The 18,332-nt window shown below is 47.2% G+C and carries 18 protein-coding genes; 11 read left to right on the forward strand and 7 right to left on the reverse strand.

Annotation, left to right across the window (positions count from 1 at the left end; all coding sequences use genetic code 11):
- The first annotated feature begins 123 nt into the window (after positions 1-123).
- Positions 124-1,023: an AraC family transcriptional regulator gene (locus tag DWY79_RS08790; RefSeq protein WP_004329302.1), complete on the forward strand. Its 900-nt coding sequence runs from the start codon at positions 124-126 to the stop codon at positions 1,021-1,023.
- Positions 1,024-1,070: 47 nt separating this feature from the next.
- Here the strand turns inward: DWY79_RS08790 and DWY79_RS22570 are convergent, their stop codons facing one another.
- Positions 1,071-1,259 carry a hypothetical protein gene (locus tag DWY79_RS22570; protein ID WP_158593843.1) on the reverse strand — a complete coding sequence of 63 codons (189 nt, stop codon included), beginning with the start codon at positions 1,257-1,259 and terminating at the stop codon, positions 1,071-1,073.
- A gap of 23 nt (positions 1,260-1,282) precedes the next feature.
- Here DWY79_RS22570 and DWY79_RS08795 point away from each other — a divergent pair, with 23 nt between their 5' ends.
- Entirely contained in the window at positions 1,283-1,942 is a 660-nt protein-coding gene (locus DWY79_RS08795; protein ID WP_004329304.1) for an AraC family transcriptional regulator, read from the forward strand.
- 21 nt (positions 1,943-1,963) lie between these two features.
- Here the strand turns inward: DWY79_RS08795 and DWY79_RS08800 are convergent, their stop codons facing one another.
- The 6 genes from DWY79_RS08800 to DWY79_RS08825 form a co-directional block, all read right to left on the reverse strand.
- Complete coding sequence (locus DWY79_RS08800; RefSeq protein WP_007560543.1) at positions 1,964-2,911, reverse strand: relaxase/mobilization nuclease domain-containing protein; 948 nt, start codon at positions 2,909-2,911, stop codon at positions 1,964-1,966.
- A complete protein-coding gene (locus DWY79_RS08805) occupies positions 2,908-3,273 on the reverse strand; it encodes a MobC family plasmid mobilization relaxosome protein (RefSeq protein ID WP_004329306.1) in 366 nt (121 codons plus the stop codon). The genes DWY79_RS08800 and DWY79_RS08805 overlap by 4 nt, the downstream gene beginning before the upstream one ends.
- A gap of 176 nt (positions 3,274-3,449) precedes the next feature.
- Positions 3,450-4,388 (reverse strand): toprim domain-containing protein, encoded by a 939-nt coding sequence (locus tag DWY79_RS08810; protein ID WP_005775883.1) that lies wholly within the window; start codon positions 4,386-4,388, stop codon positions 3,450-3,452.
- 256 nt (positions 4,389-4,644) lie between these two features.
- Positions 4,645-5,850: a primase-helicase family protein gene (locus tag DWY79_RS08815; protein ID WP_004328112.1), complete on the reverse strand. Its 1,206-nt coding sequence runs from the start codon at positions 5,848-5,850 to the stop codon at positions 4,645-4,647.
- Between the two features lie 277 nt (positions 5,851-6,127).
- Positions 6,128-6,517, reverse strand: coding sequence for a hypothetical protein (locus tag DWY79_RS08820; protein ID WP_004328110.1), 390 nt, complete (start codon positions 6,515-6,517; stop codon positions 6,128-6,130).
- Positions 6,514-7,737, reverse strand: a complete 1,224-nt coding sequence (locus DWY79_RS08825) for a site-specific integrase (RefSeq protein WP_122369213.1) — start codon at positions 7,735-7,737, stop codon at positions 6,514-6,516. Before DWY79_RS08825 ends, DWY79_RS08820 begins: the two co-directional genes overlap by 4 nt.
- 293 nt (positions 7,738-8,030) lie before the next feature.
- On the opposite strand from DWY79_RS08825, the gene DWY79_RS08830 reads away from it, so the two are divergent.
- The 9 genes from DWY79_RS08830 (at position 8,031) to DWY79_RS08870 (ending at position 18,312) form a co-directional block, all read left to right on the forward strand.
- Complete coding sequence (locus tag DWY79_RS08830) at positions 8,031-9,158, forward strand: hypothetical protein (RefSeq protein ID WP_121962689.1); 1,128 nt, start codon at positions 8,031-8,033, stop codon at positions 9,156-9,158.
- A gap of 5 nt (positions 9,159-9,163) precedes the next feature.
- Positions 9,164-11,029 carry a DNA topoisomerase IV subunit B gene (locus tag DWY79_RS08835; RefSeq protein ID WP_005867331.1) on the forward strand — a complete coding sequence of 622 codons (1,866 nt, stop codon included), beginning with the start codon at positions 9,164-9,166 and terminating at the stop codon, positions 11,027-11,029.
- The gene (gene coaD, locus DWY79_RS08840; protein ID WP_005859804.1) at positions 11,016-11,489 is read left to right on the forward strand and encodes a pantetheine-phosphate adenylyltransferase; all 474 of its coding nucleotides are present in this window, start codon (positions 11,016-11,018) and stop codon (positions 11,487-11,489) included. Before DWY79_RS08835 ends, coaD begins: the two co-directional genes overlap by 14 nt.
- A 23-nt stretch (positions 11,490-11,512) precedes the next feature.
- Entirely contained in the window at positions 11,513-13,102 is a 1,590-nt protein-coding gene (locus DWY79_RS08845) for a S41 family peptidase (protein ID WP_057328230.1), read from the forward strand.
- A gap of 21 nt (positions 13,103-13,123) precedes the next feature.
- Entirely contained in the window at positions 13,124-13,651 is a 528-nt protein-coding gene (locus tag DWY79_RS08850; RefSeq protein WP_005859800.1) for a chromate transporter, read from the forward strand.
- 1 nt (position 13,652) lies between these two features.
- Positions 13,653-14,204, forward strand: a complete 552-nt coding sequence (locus DWY79_RS08855) for a chromate transporter (RefSeq protein WP_005867334.1) — start codon at positions 13,653-13,655, stop codon at positions 14,202-14,204.
- Between the two features lie 695 nt (positions 14,205-14,899).
- On the forward strand, positions 14,900-16,216 hold the full coding sequence (locus DWY79_RS08860; RefSeq protein ID WP_008772912.1) for a TolC family protein: 1,317 nt from the start codon (positions 14,900-14,902) through the stop codon (positions 16,214-16,216).
- A gap of 120 nt (positions 16,217-16,336) precedes the next feature.
- Positions 16,337-17,563 carry an efflux RND transporter periplasmic adaptor subunit gene (locus DWY79_RS08865; protein ID WP_122369214.1) on the forward strand — a complete coding sequence of 409 codons (1,227 nt, stop codon included), beginning with the start codon at positions 16,337-16,339 and terminating at the stop codon, positions 17,561-17,563.
- Positions 17,564-17,571: 8 nt separating this feature from the next.
- Positions 17,572-18,312 (forward strand): ABC transporter ATP-binding protein, encoded by a 741-nt coding sequence (locus DWY79_RS08870; protein ID WP_048927065.1) that lies wholly within the window; start codon positions 17,572-17,574, stop codon positions 18,310-18,312.
- The last annotated feature ends 20 nt before the right edge of the window (positions 18,313-18,332 follow it).

Genomic DNA, 18,332 nt, shown 5'->3' on the forward strand with positions numbered 1-18,332 from the left:
TGTCTTGTTATTGATTACGGGTGCAAAGTTCGGAAGAATCCGGCGAAACATCTATGCCTGAAAAAACGGTAATTATGCCATTTTGATAAATGAAATTATTATCTTTGCAAAAACGACAAGGATATGGACGAGATAATCAACCCTGATCGACTGGTCAGCGTACCGTTCAACAAGACACGCTGCGGCGTGGATTTTTACATCAATACTGCCATAAACAAGGACATCGGACTTGTGCTGACAGAAAACAAGCGGTTTAAGACAGACTTCTTCAGCTTCTACTTTTTCCGTAAGGCAAACGGATATTTGCTACTGAACTTCCGCAAGATTGAACTGCGCGACGGCATGGTTCTCCTGCTTTCACCCCATCAGCAACAAGAGTGGCATGTAGATGAGACGGCGTTGGATTACACGTTCCTTATATTCCGCGAAGATTTCATGCGTACTTTTATCGCCGACAAGTTCTTCGTTTTTCGCCTTTTGTATTGTTACCAGACAGATACGCCGCCTTACATCAATGCCACACATGACGAAATGAAGGAATATATGCGGCTGCTCGGAAAGATTAAGTATGAGCTGATGAATCCAGTGTCCGATACGTACAATATCATTGTTTCCTTACTATATTATCTTTTGCTGATTATCAATCGTACATACGCTGCCGCCTATTGCTTGCCCGCTGAAATTGCTAAAAACAATTTCGCTTTTCGGTTCAAGGACTTGTTGGAACAGAATATCCGCACCCACCAGCGGGTGCAGGAATATGCAGACATGCTTCATGTCAGTCGCATCACACTCAATAACTCAGTAAAAGCCCAATTCGGAGTATCAGCTACCCATTTGATAAAACAACGTCTGCTTGAGGAACTGAAGAACGAATTGCTATTCTCCAACCGCACTGTCAGTGAAATGGCGGATGATTTCAATTTCTCTGATCCGAGCCATCTCATGCGCTTCTTCAAACAGCAAACAGGCAAAACATTTACTCAGTACATGACGGATTACAATAAAGGCATATACGAATAACTTCTTAATATAGTCGATAGCGGCTATCGAAATATGGTTGTTGATGTTCAGGCGTTTTTGTACTGCATGAACCATTTTACGATTTCTGGATCTTCGTGCGAGCCGAGTAAGAAAGGCTTGTCGGTATCCAGCGTCTTTATCCGTGCCATGTCGTTGGCCGACAGGGTGAAGTCTAATATGTCGAGATTCTGCTTCATGTGTTCCGGTTTCACAGACTTAGGAATAATTATGCACACTGATATTTATCGCGCCCGGACAGGTGTTCGGTGCGGAAGATGACGGCATGCAGTTCCAACCAGATGGCTACCTGCTTATGTTCCATCCCGACCTGCTGCGGAATACACCTCTCGGGCGGATAATGCGTGAATATTCGTTCTTTTCCTACGAGACAAACGAGGCATTGCACCTTAGTGTGGAAGAACGGCAAATCATCATGGATTGCTTCCACAAGATTCAATATGAATTGAACCATCCGATACACCGTCACAGCAAGAACCTCATCACAGACAGCATCAAGACGTTCCTTGATTACTGCACACGTTTCTATGACCGCCAGTTCATCACACGCGACAACCAAAACCGAGACATCCTCGCAAGATTTGAGCGGTTGCTTGACGAATACTTCCATGATGGGGCTGCTAAACGGATAGGCTTGCCCACTGTACAGTATTGTGCAGACAAGCTCTGCCTCTCGCCCAACTATTTCAGTGATTTATTGAAAAAAGAAACAGGTTCAACCGCCCTACATTTCATTCATGACAAGTCTATTGAAATAGCCAAGACGGAACTTGCATCTACAGACGACACCGTTAATGAAATCGCCTATAATCTCGGCTTTCAGTACCCGCAACATTTTACCCGACTGTTCAAGAAAGAGGTAGGTTACACTCCGAATGAATATAGAGCGCAAGTGTCGTGAGAATTGGATTAGTACAGAATATTAGAACCCAACACCTCTCTTGCGCTTAACTTTCTTCCTTCTGCGAAGTATATCCACCATTTCCTGATTGGCTTCCGCATCAGCAGCGTTATAAGATGAGCCACTGCTTTTTAGCAATCCCCAAGAGCCGTTGAACAACTCGCTTTGTGCCGTGCCGGACGGTGCGCTTGGTGTAGCCGTTTCATATATTCCGGCTGTTATTCCCATACGTTCCCTGCATCTGTTGTGCTGCAAAGCCGCGTCAATCTTGGAATAACTGAAACGCCTGTCCACTTTGGAGCCGTTGAAATGGTAGCCATTCATGGAGAATACAACACCCTGCACCTCGCTGGTCTGCCCCTTATGCTTGAAATGTACTTCCACTCCCTGCCGTTTCAGGTTGGCGATAAGCACGTTCCAGTTGCCGCATCTGCCGACTTCCATTTTGATGATGTCGTAAAGCGCATATTTCGTCCTGTCTGGCTCTTTCAGGCGGTTGCGTTTGACATTGTCCTTTCCGCCAGCCATATGCAAGCCGTATTTCAAGGTCAATTCCTTGCAGATGCGGGTACTGCGCAGACGCTCGTGCCTGTCCGATATGGTATTGCCGTTGTTGTCTATGCGGTTGAAAGCAATATGCACGTGCGGATGCTCCTTGTCGAAATGCTGGGCGATGAAGAACTGCGTATTCTTGATTCCCATCCGTTCCATATATTCAAGCGCGATGCCTGCCATGATACGGTTCGTCAGCCGTAACTCATCCTCTTTGGAAAAACTCAACGCGATATGTCCGACAGGTTTTGTCACCTTATCGTTCATCCGTGACTGGGCATTGAAACTCATGGCGATAGTTTCCAGATTTTCCATAAACAAGCCTTCGCTTGCTACTATCTGCGTATCCTTCTTCTTGTCGATGATGTAATCCACCACACCCTTGAAGTCGCTTCCTTTTACGATTTTCGCCATCATATCCCTATCTTGGTTATAAGTTCATGAATCCTTGCCACTGCCACCTTGCAGTCCCACCGTTCATCGTGGAAGCCTCCGGCGTTTGCCTTACGCGCAAGCTGGTTGAGATTGTTAGCCATGCCGCAGAGTTGGCGGATGTATCCGGCATGTTCCTCCGACAGCCGTTCTTTCACATGACCGTTACGGAAACATTCCCTCATGTACTCGCTTGGTGATACGCCCGCCTCATGCGATCGTGTCAGCAGGCGGAAGTAGTCGGCTGCCGTCATTTTCACTGCGATACGGTATTTCAGTTTCTCGGTTGCTTCCTTCTTGGGGCGACCTCCCTTGTTGCGTTCCTTGTGTTCCTTTGTCTGTTCCATATTTTATTCCTTTTAATTCGGTTACTGATTCAACTGTATAGACCGACGGGATGCCACCTCCTGCAATTTGGATGGTGGGTGGCAAGCGGTTTCGGTACACCCGAAACACAAACTTGCTACCTCCCAATCCTTAAGGAATGAGTTTCGGGCATCTCCCGTTTTTCTCATTCGGGATGTCATAATCCCAACCCTTTCTTCTTGGGTTTTACGATAGTTCTTGGCGGTGGACTAACGGCTAATTTCTGCCGGATTCCACGCAGGTAATCGTTCAGGTCTTTATGCCCTTTGTAGTTGTCGGAGAAGTCGCGGATGCGTCCGGCGAACTTCCTTTCCAATTCCCGATACGCCTTTCTTCCCGCCTCGTCATTGTCGAGCATGCAGTGGATACGTCCATACCCGTGCAGCACATCTATAGCTTTGGAAACATTGGCGGTCGAATTGAGGATGACGTAATCCTGCCTGTCAAGGTCGGGCAAGTTCGAGCAGTTCCTCTTCCGCAACGTGAGGAATGAAAGATAGTCCATCATGCCCTCGAATACAAGGCATTTCTCTCTCGCTTCTCCCTGTTGCCGAATATGGCTGATGTCTTTGGGTGCGACACAGCCTTTGAAAAAACGGTTACGCACTTCAAATCCTCCCGCCACATTCGGAAAACCGATGGCGAAATAGGGCTTGCCGTTATGGGTGAAGTGGAGCTCTTTACATTGCGCCTTTGCCAAAGCGATGTTTATGCCCCGTTCCTGCAAGTATCGGAGCAATGCCGGATGGGTGAGTTCGCCCACCTCCAAATGTTGGAAACTCGGTTCGGATGCCTGCTGGCGAAAAGAGAAAGATATGGGACGGATGTGTGGTGCCTGTTCCGCTATCTTGCCAAGCAGATAAGGCACATGGTCGGATGCGTACAGTACCCCTGCAAGTGCGATGATGTTACCACCTCTTCCCAGTCCATAATCGAACCACAGGTTGCGGTCGGTGTTCACCTTGAACGAGGCTTCCGTTTCCTGACGGAACGGGGATTTATACCACAGGCAGTTTCCCTGTTGCTTTACGGGCGAATAACCCAAACTTTGCAGATAGTCCGCAATTTTGATTTGTTTTGCTTCTTGGATGTTCATGATATAATTTCTATGGATTTGATGATGACTGTAAAAACGTTGATTTGATGAATGAGATATGTATTGTCCTATACGTTAATGCTTTATATTCTCAACATCTTCTCAACAAACCACTCACAAATAGAGAATCCAACAAACTGATGCTGTTTCCCTCTCAACTTTTCTTTTCGATTGTTGAGAATTTGTTGAGAGTGTATGCTGTTTATTATCAGTATGGTTATATCATTATTCATCAATTCAACAAAAAAGAATAGTATTACAGGGATTCAAGTTGTTCCCTTGTGACGGTGTAGAAACGACCGACTCTTTTTATCGGCTCATATCGGCACTCCCGATTGTAATTGAATTGGTAAGTGGTATATGTAAGCCCGTTAGAGGCAGGAGTAAGTTTCCAACATTCCTGCAATACCTTTCTGACTTGGTGCTTCTCCACCTTTACCTGCGAATGTACCAGCAAAAGAAGAATGTCGTTGTGGCAGAACGAGAATGTGTCCGTGCCGACACTTTCCATAATGTCAAGGATAAGTTCGCACATCTCTATCTCCAATCGGTTGCGGTTGCTGCGGATAATCTTCTGCAAGGCTTCGGTATGCAGCAAAGAGGGCGCAAACCACATACGGCTTTCCTTTTCGGTGGAAAGTTGTCTGTATTGCAGGTAATACAGAAAGGCAGGTATCTCAGCTTTCAGCTTTTGCAGGAAGTCTGTGTCATCGGATTGCAGACGGTCTATCTTGCGCACCCAATAGCGTGTTTCACCTGCATCAATGATAACAGGCAGATACTCGTTGTTGGAGCATAGCACGAACTTGGCAAAGAACGCTATCTCGTCACGGTCTTTGCCTTTGGCTTCCACCTTGTAGGAAAGTGTGGTGCTGAGGTTCTTCAACCGCTCGCTGTCCTCCCTGCGGTTGAGCAATACCTCGTCCACCACGATGAGCAGTTTTCCTGCCCAGTCGGAATTGAACTGGCTGCGGAAGTCCTCGTTGGTATTGAAAGTGACATTGTTTTGAAACACAGCTTTCAGGAAGTTCAGGAATGTACTCTTGCCCGTGTTGCGTTCTTCTGATACCAACAGCAGGATAGGCAGTTTCTGCACGGGTTGCAGGTAGAGCAATTGAAGATAGTCCATGCCCAATTCATACTGTTCACCGAAGATATGGCGCACCAATGACCGGATACAGGGAAACTCGCCTTGTTGCGGACGGTGTCCTATCGGCTCGTAGAGGTTCAGGAACTTGTCCACCACGGGACGGTAGTCCACATGGTCGGGGACGGTGCAGAAGCCGTCGTACTTCGGCACGGTGGCGAGATAGTCCTTGCCGTAGTCCTGCCGCAGTGTTTCGTTGTTCCACACGATGCGCTTCTTCACATAGCCTCCGTTCAGACGGGGCTGGTTCACTAACTTGTAGAGGGTAGTACCCACACGGATAAACTCCTCATTTTCAAAGTTGCCTTGTTTCATTAGCACTTCATTTTTTTGTTTAATCAGTGCAAAACTCGGCAATTAGCGCAGAACGGATTAACAACTCACGCATACCTCACGTAAGATTTTCTTGGATTTGGCTTTATGACATACAACAAAAGCCCGAAGAAATGCCATTCTAATGGATTTTTCTTCGGGTTTGTCGTAATCGTACGTATGAATGGCAATACACCTATTCACATACTCGTATAAATACATTGTTGGCAATGGGAATACGCATAGGTCTCACTACTTCATGTCGTCATATCATTAGAACTTATGCCTGATAATTAGACATATCCCAACCATTTATACCCAGCGAAAAGAAGATATTTGTTTTCTCTTTTCGCAAGTACAGCCTTTTAAATATGGCATTGCGCACCTGTTCCGCACCGAAGCTGTCAATGCGGAAAGCAAGTGCGACTATCATCGGAAAGCTGAACACATCGGCATGATACCCGTTCTCCTGCCGAACATACTTCTGTACCTCGTATTCTTTTAATGCTCCACTGTTATAGATGTTTCTGATGGCAGAACGAAGTGTCGGAGCAATTACTCCGAACAGTTCCACCAATTCCGGCTCGCTCATCCAAATGTTTGAGACATTCTCCGGCATGATGATATTGCCGGATTCATTCACTGTTATGCTGTTTCTTCTCATACTCATGACATCGTTATTCCGTTAAACGTCTTACTCAGTTTGTCGCCGAACATGGTCAGGTCGTTGTCGAGCTTCTGCGTGGTTATCTTTGCGTAGAGTTGGGTCGTGACTATATTCGTATGTCCCAACACACGGCTTACGCTTTCAATGGGCATCCCCTTGCTCAAAGCTAATGTTGCGAAGCCATGACGACTGCAATGAAATGATATTGACTTGGTTATGCCACATTCCCTTATCATCCGTTTCAACGGTTTGCAGATAGACCAATAGTTCAAGCCGGGGAATATACGATTGTCTTTCTGCATCGGTCGGTAGCGTTCGACAATCTGCAAGGGTATATCCAGCAGCTTCACTTGGAAGGCGACTTTTGTCTTGTGGCGTTTGGACAATATCCACTTCTCGCCGTTCACCTCCACGATGTTGTCATTCGTCAGTTCCTGAATGTCCACGAATGACAAGGCGGTGAAACTGGCAAAGATGAAAATGTCACGGATGTATGCGAGCTTGCTGTCTGCAAACTCATGTGTCATGACCGCTTTCAGTTCATCCTCCGTCAGATATTCCCGTTCTTTCACATTGGGGCTGATATGAAACTGGATGAAAGGATTGCGCGGTATCAACCCGTTATAATGCGCTTTCATGACCACGCCTTTCAGCCACATACAGTTTGCCCATATCGAACCGTTCCGCAATTCGGCTTCAGTCGAGAGGTATGCGGCGAACTCATTGATGAAATCGGGAGTAAGTTCCAACATGGACATATCGCTGCGTCTGTAAAACGACTTGATAAAGGCGGCTACATGGTTTCTTGCCCGTACACGTGCCCGATAGGTAGCCATTACCCTGTCTTTGCCTACCCGTTTCTTGAACACTTCGTTCTCACGGTCGAATGCTTTTAGCAGCGTCTCATACTCGCTGCCGATTCCCTGATAGGCGTTGCGCACCATCTCAGCCGTAACAAATGCCTCGCGGTCTGAAATGCGCTGGTAATGTTTGATGATTTGCGCCTTGATGTTGTCAAGGGCAAGGTTGATGTCTCGTGCCTCGCGGCTCTTGCCTTTCGCCTTGTTTCCTTTCACGTCCCAAAGCGTTTTCGGGATGTTCTGCTTACAACTGAACTGCGCCACAGTCCCGTTGATTGTCACTCGTCCCATGATGGGGACAATACCGTTTTTCTCCTTGCTGCCGTTCACGTAGAACAGAACCTTGAATGTGCTTCTTGCCATACTCGTTTTTTGTTTGCAAAGTTATTACTCAACGAGTTAGACCTTGATATGCCAACCTGTGCCACAAGCTGCCAAATACAACACGGTGTGTTAAAAATCACCATTCGGCGGGTAATGATTTGGAGACCGTTCTTCTTCATAAATCCGCTTTCCTTTACGTTACCTCGATTTTTCGCCTGTCCTCATTTGTCTTCGCAAACGCCTTATTGACAGGCATTACGAAGACATTTGTCCCTTTTTATTCGTCTTTTCCAGAGATTTTATGTAACTTTGCCGCTTAAATAAAATTACCGATGAGCGTAGAGATAAGAGAAGTTACCAGTAAGAAGGAGCTTAAGAAGTTTGTCAAGTTCAATATCGAATTATACAAGGGTAATCCCTATCACGTACCGGGTTTAATAGAGGAAGAGATGATGACGCTGGATAAGAAGAAAAATCCGGCGTTCGAGGTGTGCGACGCTATTTACTTCCTTGCTTATAAAGACGGGAAGGTGGTAGGCCGTATCGCCGGTATGGTGAATCACCCGAGTAACGAGGCTTGGGGACAGAAACGTGCCCGCTTTGGTTTCGTTGATTTTATTGATGATGACGAGGTGGTTGATGCCCTTTTCGGCGCTGTCGAGAAATGGGCCCGCGAACAAGGCATGGAGGAGATCCACGGTCCGATGGGCTTTACCGATATGGATCACGAGGGTATGTTGATCGAGGGTTTCGATCAGATCGGTACGATGGCTACAATTTATAATTATCCCTATTACCCCAAGCAAGTGGAGCGTATCGGATACGGAAAGGATCAAGATTGGCATGAATTTAAGATCTATATACCGGATGGCGTTCCCGAGAAGCATTTGCGTATCGGCGAGATCGTGAAGAAGAAATACGGATTGAAGGTGCTGAAGTTCAAGAACGCTAAGGAGATTATGCCTTACGCCCGTCCGGTATTCCATACATTGAACGCGGCTTTCGCTCCCTTGTATGGTTTCGCGCAATTGACCGAGAAGCAGATCGATTATTATATCAATATGTATATCCCTATGCTGCGTTATGATTTGGTAACGCTGATCGTAAGGGAAGAGGATAATGCGGTGGTTGGCTTTGGCATCTCCCTGCCCAACCTATCGAGAGCCTTACAAAAGGCTCGTGGGCATATGTTACCCTTCGGGTGGATTCATTTGCTGAAAGCGTTGAAGAGCAAACCGAAAGTAATCGACCTGTATTTGACAGGAGTCTTGCCGGAATATCAAAGTAAAGGCGTGAACGCTTTATTATTTAATGACTTGATTCCTGTCTATAAGCGTATCGGTGCCGTTTACGCCGAGAGTAACCCGGAGCTGGAGACGAATAGCGCCGTACAAGCGCAATGGGATTATTTTAAGCGAGAGCATCATAAATCAAGAAGAGCATATATTAAAAAGTTATAAGAGATATGGATGAGCTGAATTCAACGATACAACAACCTACGGAATATAACGATGATGACATCAAGACACTGGACTGGATGGAGCATATCCGCCGGCGTCCCGGTATGTATATCGGAAAACTGGGGGACGGTAGCTATGCCGATGATGGTATCTATGTGTTGTTGAAGGAGGTGCTGGATAACTCTATCGACGAGTACATGATGGGGTATGGCAAAAGTATCGAGGTGACTATCGAGGAAGGTACGGTAGCCGTACGGGATTATGGCCGTGGTGTCCCTCTGGGTAAAGTCGTGGATGTGTCTAGCAAGATGAATACCGGCGCTAAATACGATAGCAAGGCGTTTAAGAAATCCGTGGGTTTGAATGGTGTGGGTATCAAGGCTGTGAATGCCTTGAGTAGTTATTTCTTGATAACCAGCTACCGTGACGGAGAGTGTAAGCGGGTGGAATATAGTAAAGCGATCGTCACGGAGGAATCGGATATCCAACCGACCGGGGAGGCGAACGGTACGCAGGTGTTTTTTGTCCCGGATCGGGAGATCTTTAAGGATTATCATTATAAGGACGAGTTTATCGAGGGGCTATTAAAGAACTATGTCTTCTTGAACTCGGGACTTTCCATTATTTACAACGGCAAGCGTTTCTATTCCCGCAACGGTCTGGTGGATTTGTTGAACGAGAATATGACCACCGAGCCTCTTTACCCGATCATCCACCTGAAAGGGGAGGATATAGAGGTGGTTATCACGCATAGCAACCAATATGGAGAGGAATATTATTCGTTCGTGAACGGCCAGCATACCACCCAAGGCGGTACGCACCTTTCCGCTTTCAAGGAGTCTGTAGGTCGTGTCATTAAGGAATATTACAATAAGAATTTCGAGTATTCGGATATTCGTGCGGGTATCGTGGCCGCTATCAGCATAAAAGTGGAGGAGCCTGTATTCGAGAGCCAGACAAAGACCAAGCTCGGCTCGAAAGATATAGGACCGGACGGCCCTACGGTAGCGAAGTTTATCGGTGATTTCATCAAGAATGACCTGGATAACTATTTGCATAAGAATATGGAGACTTCGGAGCTTTTGCTGAAGAAGATCTTGGAGTCCGAGAAAGAGCGCAAGGCGATCGCCGGTGTTACGAAGCTGGCCCGCGAGCGTGCGAAGAAAGCGAATTTACATAATAAGAAACTAAGGGATTGCCGGATTCACCTGACCGATTCGAAAGGGGATTTGCTAGAGGAAAGCAGTATCTTTATCACGGAGGGTGACTCGGCTAGCGGTTCTATCACGAAGAGCCGTAACCCGAATTACCAAGCTGTATTTAGTTTGAGGGGTAAGCCTTTGAATAGTTATGGCTTGACAAAGAAGATCGTTTACGAGAACGAGGAGTTTAACTTGCTTCAAGCGGCCTTGAATATTGAGGATGGCTTGGAAGGTTTGCGGTATAATAAGGTGATTATCGCGACAGATGCCGACGTGGACGGGATGCATATCCGTTTATTGTTGATTACCTTCTTCTTGCAATTCTTCCCCGATTTGATTAAGCGTAATCATGTTTATATCTTGCAAACCCCATTATTCCGAGTACGTAACCGGCAGAAGACGTGGTATTGTTATTCAGAGGAGGAACGCTTGGCTGCCATAGCCGCTGCCGGGAAGAATCCGGAGATCACCCGATTCAAAGGTCTGGGAGAGATCTCTCCCGATGAGTTCAAGCATTTTATCGGCAAGGATATACGCCTTGATCCGGTGACAATGAAGAAAGAGGACCTCGTGAAAGATATGCTCGAGTTCTATATGGGGAAGAATACCATGGAGCGACAGAACTTTATTATCGATAACTTAGTGGTTGAAGAAGATGTCATCAATTGAAAATAAACGTATCGCACTTTTTCCCGGTACCTTCGATCCTTTTACGATCGGGCATCAATCCTTGGTAAGGCGTGGGTTGGAACTGGTGGACGAGATCGTGATCTCGATCGGTATCAACGATAAGAAGCTTACCTATTTCTCCTTGGAGAAGCGGATGGAAGCGATCTGGAATCTATACAAGGATAATCCAAGGGTGAAAGTCATGTCATATAATCAATTGACGGTGGATTTCGCTAAAGAGGTCGGAGCCGGCTTTATCTTAAGAGGAATCCGTACGGTCAATGATTTCGAATACGAGAAGACGATTGCGGACGTGAATCGTAAGTTGACGGGTATCGAGACTTTTATCTTGTTTACGGAACCGGAGCATACGCATATTAGCTCAAGCATTGTCCGTGAGTTGTTACGCTACGGCAAAGACATTTCCCAATTCGTCCCTAAAGAGACGAGATTGTATTGAAAATTATGAAACGAATATATCTGATGAAAAGAATCGTCTTATCCCTGCTGATCGTCCTAGGTGTGTTTACCGGAGCGACAGCGCAAAAAGCGAATATGGATGCCCGGAAGCTCCAATTGGCTTTATTCGCCATCTCTAATCTATATGTCGACTCTACTAGCGAGACGAAGTTGGTGGAAGACGCTATAGTCGGCATGTTGGATAAGCTAGACCCTCATTCCAATTATATGGACCCGGAGGAGACGAAAGAGATGACCGAGCCTTTACAAGGCAATTTCGATGGTATCGGCATACAGTTCAATATGTTGACGGATACGCTTTACGTGATTCAGGTAATCCCCGGAGGTCCCTCTGAGAAGGTGGGGTTGATGGCGGGCGACCGTATTATCCAAGTAGACGATACCTTGATCGCCGGCGTGAAGATGAAGACTACCGATATCATGAAGAAACTACGCGGACCGAAAGGTACCGAGGTGCGTGTGAAAGTAAAGCGAGGCAAGTCGCCGGAATTGATGGATTTCAAGATCGTTCGCGGTAAGATTCCCGTGTATAGTCTGGATGCCGCTTATATGGCGGATAAGAATACCGGTTATATTAAGTTGAACCGTTTCGCCGCTTCTTCCGCCGATGAATTCAGGGAGGCGTTGGAGAAGCTCCGGAAACAGGGCATGAAGAACTTGATTCTGGATTTGCAGGGAAATGGTGGGGGATATTTGAATATCGCCATAGAGTTAGCGGATGAGTTCTTGGATAAAAACCGGTTGATCGTTTATACGAAAGGGAGTAAGCAACCTCGTGAGGAGGCGAACTCTACCGCTCGTGGACAATTCCAAGAGGGACGTTTGGTCGTTCTGGTGGACGAGTCCTCGGCTTCGGCCAGCGAGATCGTCTCCGGCGCTATTCAAGATTGGGACCGTGGAGTGATCGTAGGTCGCCGTACCTTTGGTAAAGGTTTGGTACAGAAACCGATTCCCCTGCCGGATGGTTCCATGATTCGTTTGACGGTTTCCCGTTACTATACACCCACCGGACGTTGTATACAAAAGCCTTACGAGAACGGGAAGATGGAGGAGTACCACCATGATCTGATCGACCGTTATAACCGGGGGGAGTTGATGAGTGCCGATAGCATTCATTTCCCGGATTCAATGAGGTATAACACCTTGGTTTCCGAGCGTACCGTATATGGAGGTGGAGGTATTATGCCGGACGTGTTCATCCCGGTAGATACGACTCGCTATACGGATTATCACCGGAAACTGGTAGCTTCCGGTTTAGTCAATCGGGTGTCCATGAATTATCTGGATCGTAATCGGAACCAGATGATGGCTAAATATCCGAAGTTCCAGCAGTATAAGCAAGATTTCGTGGTCGGAGAGGATATCATGGAGGAGCTTCTGAAGATGGCCGGCGATGAGAAGATTGAGTTTGAGGAAGAGCAATATAATCGTTCGAAGCCGTTGATCATGCTTCAGATCAAGGCGCTTATCGCACGGGATCTCTATGATATGGCGCAGTACTTCCAGATTATCAATGATGATAATCCAAGTTACCAGAAAGCGCTTCAGATTATTAATAATAAAGAAACTTACAATAGGCTTTTAGGACGTTAGCCAACGTAAACAGATAAGGGTATGTATTGGACGCTTTTTCTGACATTCGTGAAAATCGGTATGTTTACCATCGGAGGTGGATACGCCATGTTGCCGCTTATCCAGCGGGATGTGGTGGACCGGGGGTGGATGACGAAAGAGGACTTTATCGACGTTTTCTCCGTGGCCCAATCGTTGCCGGGTATTTTCGCCGTGAATATAGCGATCTTCGTGGGTTATAAACTGAAGAAGACATGGGGCGGTTTTGTTTGTGCCTTGGGTACGATTCTCCCTTCTTTTGTAATCATGCTCTTGATCGCGTTATTCTTTACGCAGGTAAAGGATAATGTATGGGTGGAGAAGGCGTTTATGGGATTGCGTCCGGCGGTGGTCGCCTTGATCGCCGTGCCTTGTCTGACAACCGCACGCTCTATCAAGTTGAGTTACGTGCAAATGATCATACCTGTCGGGGCGGCATTGCTGATCTGGATGGGTGGGGTGTCTCCCGCTTGGATTATCTTGGCGGCTATAGCCGGAGGTTTGGTGTATGGTTTAAATAAGAAGGGCTGATATGATTTGGTTGCAATTATTATATGTATATCTGAAGATCGGTATATTGGGCTTTGGTGGCGGGTATGCGATGTTATCCTTGATACAAGCCGACGTGGTGGACCGCTATGGTTGGATTTCCTTGCAGGAGTTTACCGATATTGTCGCTATCTCTCAAATGACACCTGGGCCGATCGGTATCAATAGCGCTACCTATATAGGGTATACGGCGGTGCATAATGCGGGGTATTCGGAGACGATGAGTATCCTAGGGTCTTGCCTGACGACATTTGCGGTATGTCTGCCCTCTTTCATATTGGTTCTCTTGATCTCTTATTTCTTCGCTAAGTTCCGGAATAATAAATATGTAGAGGCGGCTTTCCTTGGATTGCGCCCGGCTACGGTCGGTTTGATCGCCGCCGCTGCCTTGCTATTAATGAATAAAGAGAACTTCATCGACTACAAGAGCTTCTTGATCTTTGGCGCCGCCTTTATCTTGACTTGGAAATTCAAGATACATCCTATCTTGATGATTATTTTGGCAGGTATCGCCGGGGTTATTTTGTATTATTGAGGATCAAATCGGCTCAATTTGAGCTGATTCTTTAAGAAGAATGACTACTTTTGAGCCGATAAAAGATAGGTGGAATGGCGTTTATTCTTACTTCTTGCTCGATATAACGCAAATCCGCTGACACACCTTTTGTGCGGAGGTAGCGAGATCGTGGGAAAGAAGTGGTGATAAGCGTGCTTTTTCGTTAAAAAGAGGCCGATTTGGGACATAATAGGTGACGAGACAGCTTGCGAGAGGACGCATTCCTTGATGCGTATACTTGCGTTAGGCGTTGTGAGCGGCTGTGCATTGGGTTGTGAGTACCTGTGAATAGGCATTCGTAGCCTGTTACAACCCTATCGTAACACTGTTTCACCCTTTTTCTTGTCTAAATAGATGAATTAGGATGAATTCATTTCACTGGAATAAAAGACTGTTTTTGGGTATTCGTCTATTAGCGAGATGATTGCCGTTTTTTTCTTTCGTATTTGGGAGTGAGCCGTACCTTTGCCCGGAATAATCGATTCTCCGGGACTTCGGTTATCATTTTGTCAAATTGTCAAATCGATGGCCTTATAAATATATATCCGCACGCTTTCCTGTCGATGCAATTGCCCGTTTAATCGGTGAAAACAGCCCCTTTTTCTAGTCTGGTTGCCCATGTTTTTAAGGTAATATAGTTTTGCTTTCGTAAAAAGATAGAAAACGAAGGCAATATGAAACAATACGCTTTATTATTCGCATGTCTGTTCTTCCTCTGTGTAGGGAGTAAGGCACAAGAGCAACCTACCCGATGGACGTTGCGTGCTTGCTTGGATTACGCTTTGGAGCATAATATCCAAGTAAAGAAAAGCAAGGTGTCGCATCTTTCCGGTATAGAGGATACGAAGCAGGCGAAAGCACAGCTTTTCCCTTCCCTTTCGGCTTCGGTTACCCAAGGATTCGTGAATTATCCTTCGAGCGACGCCGCTACGAATAATAGCTATAGCGGTAATTATGCGCTGAACGCTAAATGGACGCTTTTTGATGGAGGGCAACGTGTACAGGCGATCAAGCAACAGGAAATACAAAATACCGTCGATGAGCTGGGTATCGAGCAAAACGAGGATGATATCCAAATCTCCTTGATACAGACCTATATGCAGGTACTATATGCGATGGAGTCCGTTCGTATCAACCAAAATACGGTCGAGGTATCTACGGCGCAACGGGATCGTGCGGTGGAGTTGCTACGTGCCGGTTCGATCTCGAAAGTGGATTTGGCTCAGTTGGAAAGCCAGTTAAGCACCGATAAATATCAATTGGTCGTAGCCCAGACGAATCTAGACAATTATAAGTTGCAATTGAAGCAATTACTAGAACTGGATATAACCGAAGAGATCGAATTGGTGATGCCGGAGCTTACGGAGAAAGATATCTTAACCCCGCTTCCGAGCAAGCAAACGATTTACAATACCTCTCTGGCCGTGATGCCGCAAATAAAGAGCAGTGAGCTGGCCGTGGATATCGCCGAGCTGGAGAAGAAAAAGGCGAAAGGTGCTTTCCTTCCTTCGCTCTCCATGAACGCCGGGCTGGGTACCGGCCATCTTTCCGGAACGGATTACGCTTTCGGTAGCCAGATCTGGAATAGCTTCAACGAGAGTGTCGGATTGACGATCAGCATCCCTATCTTCAGTAACCGCCAGTATAAGACGGCCTATAACAAGGCGAAATACGCGATTACCACCAGCCAGTTGGAGTTGCTGAATGCCCAAAAGCAATTGCTGCAAACCGTGGAGGGGATCTATCTGGACGCTACCTCGTCGCAGACCCAATATACCTCGGCTACCGAACGCTTGAGTTACGTGAAAGAAAGCTATAACTTGATCGATGAGCAATTCAGCCTCGGTATGAAAAATACGCTTGAGCTATTGACGGAGAAGAACAATTATCTGACCGCCCAGCAAGAGCAGCTACAAGCGAAATACATGGCCTTGATGAGCGTTCAATTGCTGAATGTTTATCAGAAGAAGCCGGTTGCGGAGAATTATTAACCCACTAATGGATATATATATTTACTCCACTCTCTTTTTTCAAGGTTACCCTGCGACGGAGGTCGCGGGGGCCTTTTGAACAAGAATACAACGTAAAACAGAAATAAAACGAATCAGAATATGGACAAGAAGAAACTAATCATGGGCGGTGTTGCCGTTATCCTTATAGCGGGGGGCGTGTTCCTTTTCACGGGCAAATCCTCGAAAGGCGGGATCAAGCTGGAGACCGCTAAAGTAGGGCGCAGCACGATCACGAATACGGTTACGGCCACCGGTACGGTAGAGCCCGTTACCGAGGTTGAGGTAGGTACGCAGGTCTCCGGTATCATCGATAAGTTGTACGCTGATTATAACGACGTGGTGAAAGCCGGCCAACTGATCGCCGAGATGGATAAGATCAACCTCCAAGCCGAACTTCGTTCCGCCGAGGCGCAATTGGCGAGCAGCAAGACGGAGTTCGAGTATCAACAAAAGAACTACGTACGTAGCAAGGTGCTTCACGAGAAACAATTGATTAGCGATACGGATTATGAGACGGCTACCTATAATTATGAGAAGGCGAAGGCCGCTTACGACCAGAGTCAGGCCTCCATGGTGAAAGTAAACCGTAATCTCGAATATGCCACGATCACGAGCCCTATAGACGGAGTGGTTATCAACCGGGCCGTTGAGGAAGGGCAGACCGTTGCCGCCGGCTTCGAGACCCCGACGCTGTTTACCATTGCCGCCGACTTGACGAAGATGCAGGTAATAGCGGATGTGGATGAGGCGGATATAGGGAACGTGGAAGAAGGTCAACGAGTTAGTTTTACGGTGGATGCCTACCCGAACGATCAATTCGAGGGCGTGGTTCGTCAGATTCGTTTAGGGGACAGCGAAAGCACTTCCAGCGCTTCTTCCAGTACTTCTTCTTCTACGGTCGTTACCTACGAGGTAGTGATTACGGCAGATAATCCGGACTTGAAACTGAAACCTCGCTTGACGGCGAATATCACGATTTATACGTTGGAACGTGCGAATATCCTGACCTTGCCGAACAAGGCACTTCGTTTTATCCCCGAGCCCGCCATCATGGAATCGTTGGGTATGACCGTGACGGATCCGAATGCGGAGGTACAACCCGGAAAACGCTTGGTTTGGTCCCGCCAAGGAAATACCTTGAGCCCGAGGCAGATTACGGTCGGAACCAGCAACAACAGCGTGACCGAAGTAACCGAGGGCTTGAGCGAGGGCGATGAGGTAGCCGTAGATTTAGCGAGCGCCGCCAACATGCCGGAAGTAGGTGCAGGAGCGGAGCGTAGCCCCTTCATGCCGGGCCCTCCGGGAAGCAACAAAAATAAGAGATAGTTTGCGTCATGAAAGAAATTATCAGATTAGACAATATAAAACGAGACTTCCACGTAGGCGACGAGACCGTCCATGCCCTGCGAGGCGTGTCGTTCACGATTCACGAGGGGGAGTTCGTTACGATCATGGGAACCTCCGGCTCCGGAAAGAGTACGTTGTTGAACACGCTGGGTTGCCTTGATACTCCTACGAGCGGGGAGTATTACTTAGACGGAGTATCCGTGCGCACCATGAACAAGCGGCAGCGAGCGACCCTCCGGAATCGCAAGATCGGATTCGTTTTTCAAAATTACAATCTGTTGCCGAAGACGACAGCGGTAGAGAACGTAGAGCTTCCTCTCATGTACAATCCTACTTATAAAGCGGCCCAACGTAGGGAGAAGGCGGTCAACGCTTTGATCGCCGTGGGCTTGGGAGACCGACTGATGCATAAAAGTAACCAGATGTCCGGTGGCCAGATGCAGCGTGTGGCGATCGCCCGTGCCTTGGTGAACGATCCGGCGGTGATCCTTGCGGATGAGGCTACCGGCAACTTGGATACCCGTACCTCTTTCGAGATCTTGGTGCTCTTCCAGCGCCTGCACGCCGAGGGACGCACGATTATCTTCGTCACCCACAACCCGGAGATCGCCCAATACAGCAGCCGGAATATCACGTTGCGCGACGGTCATGTAACCGCCGATACGGTGAATACGAATATCTTGAGCGCCGCCGAGGCTTTGGCCCGCCTGCCCAAGAATGATGATTAGAATAATGAATTAATGTGGTA

It is taken from the genome of Parabacteroides sp. AF27-14, assembly GCF_003635425.1.
GTDB lineage: Bacteria > Bacteroidota > Bacteroidia > Bacteroidales > Tannerellaceae > Parabacteroides > Parabacteroides distasonis.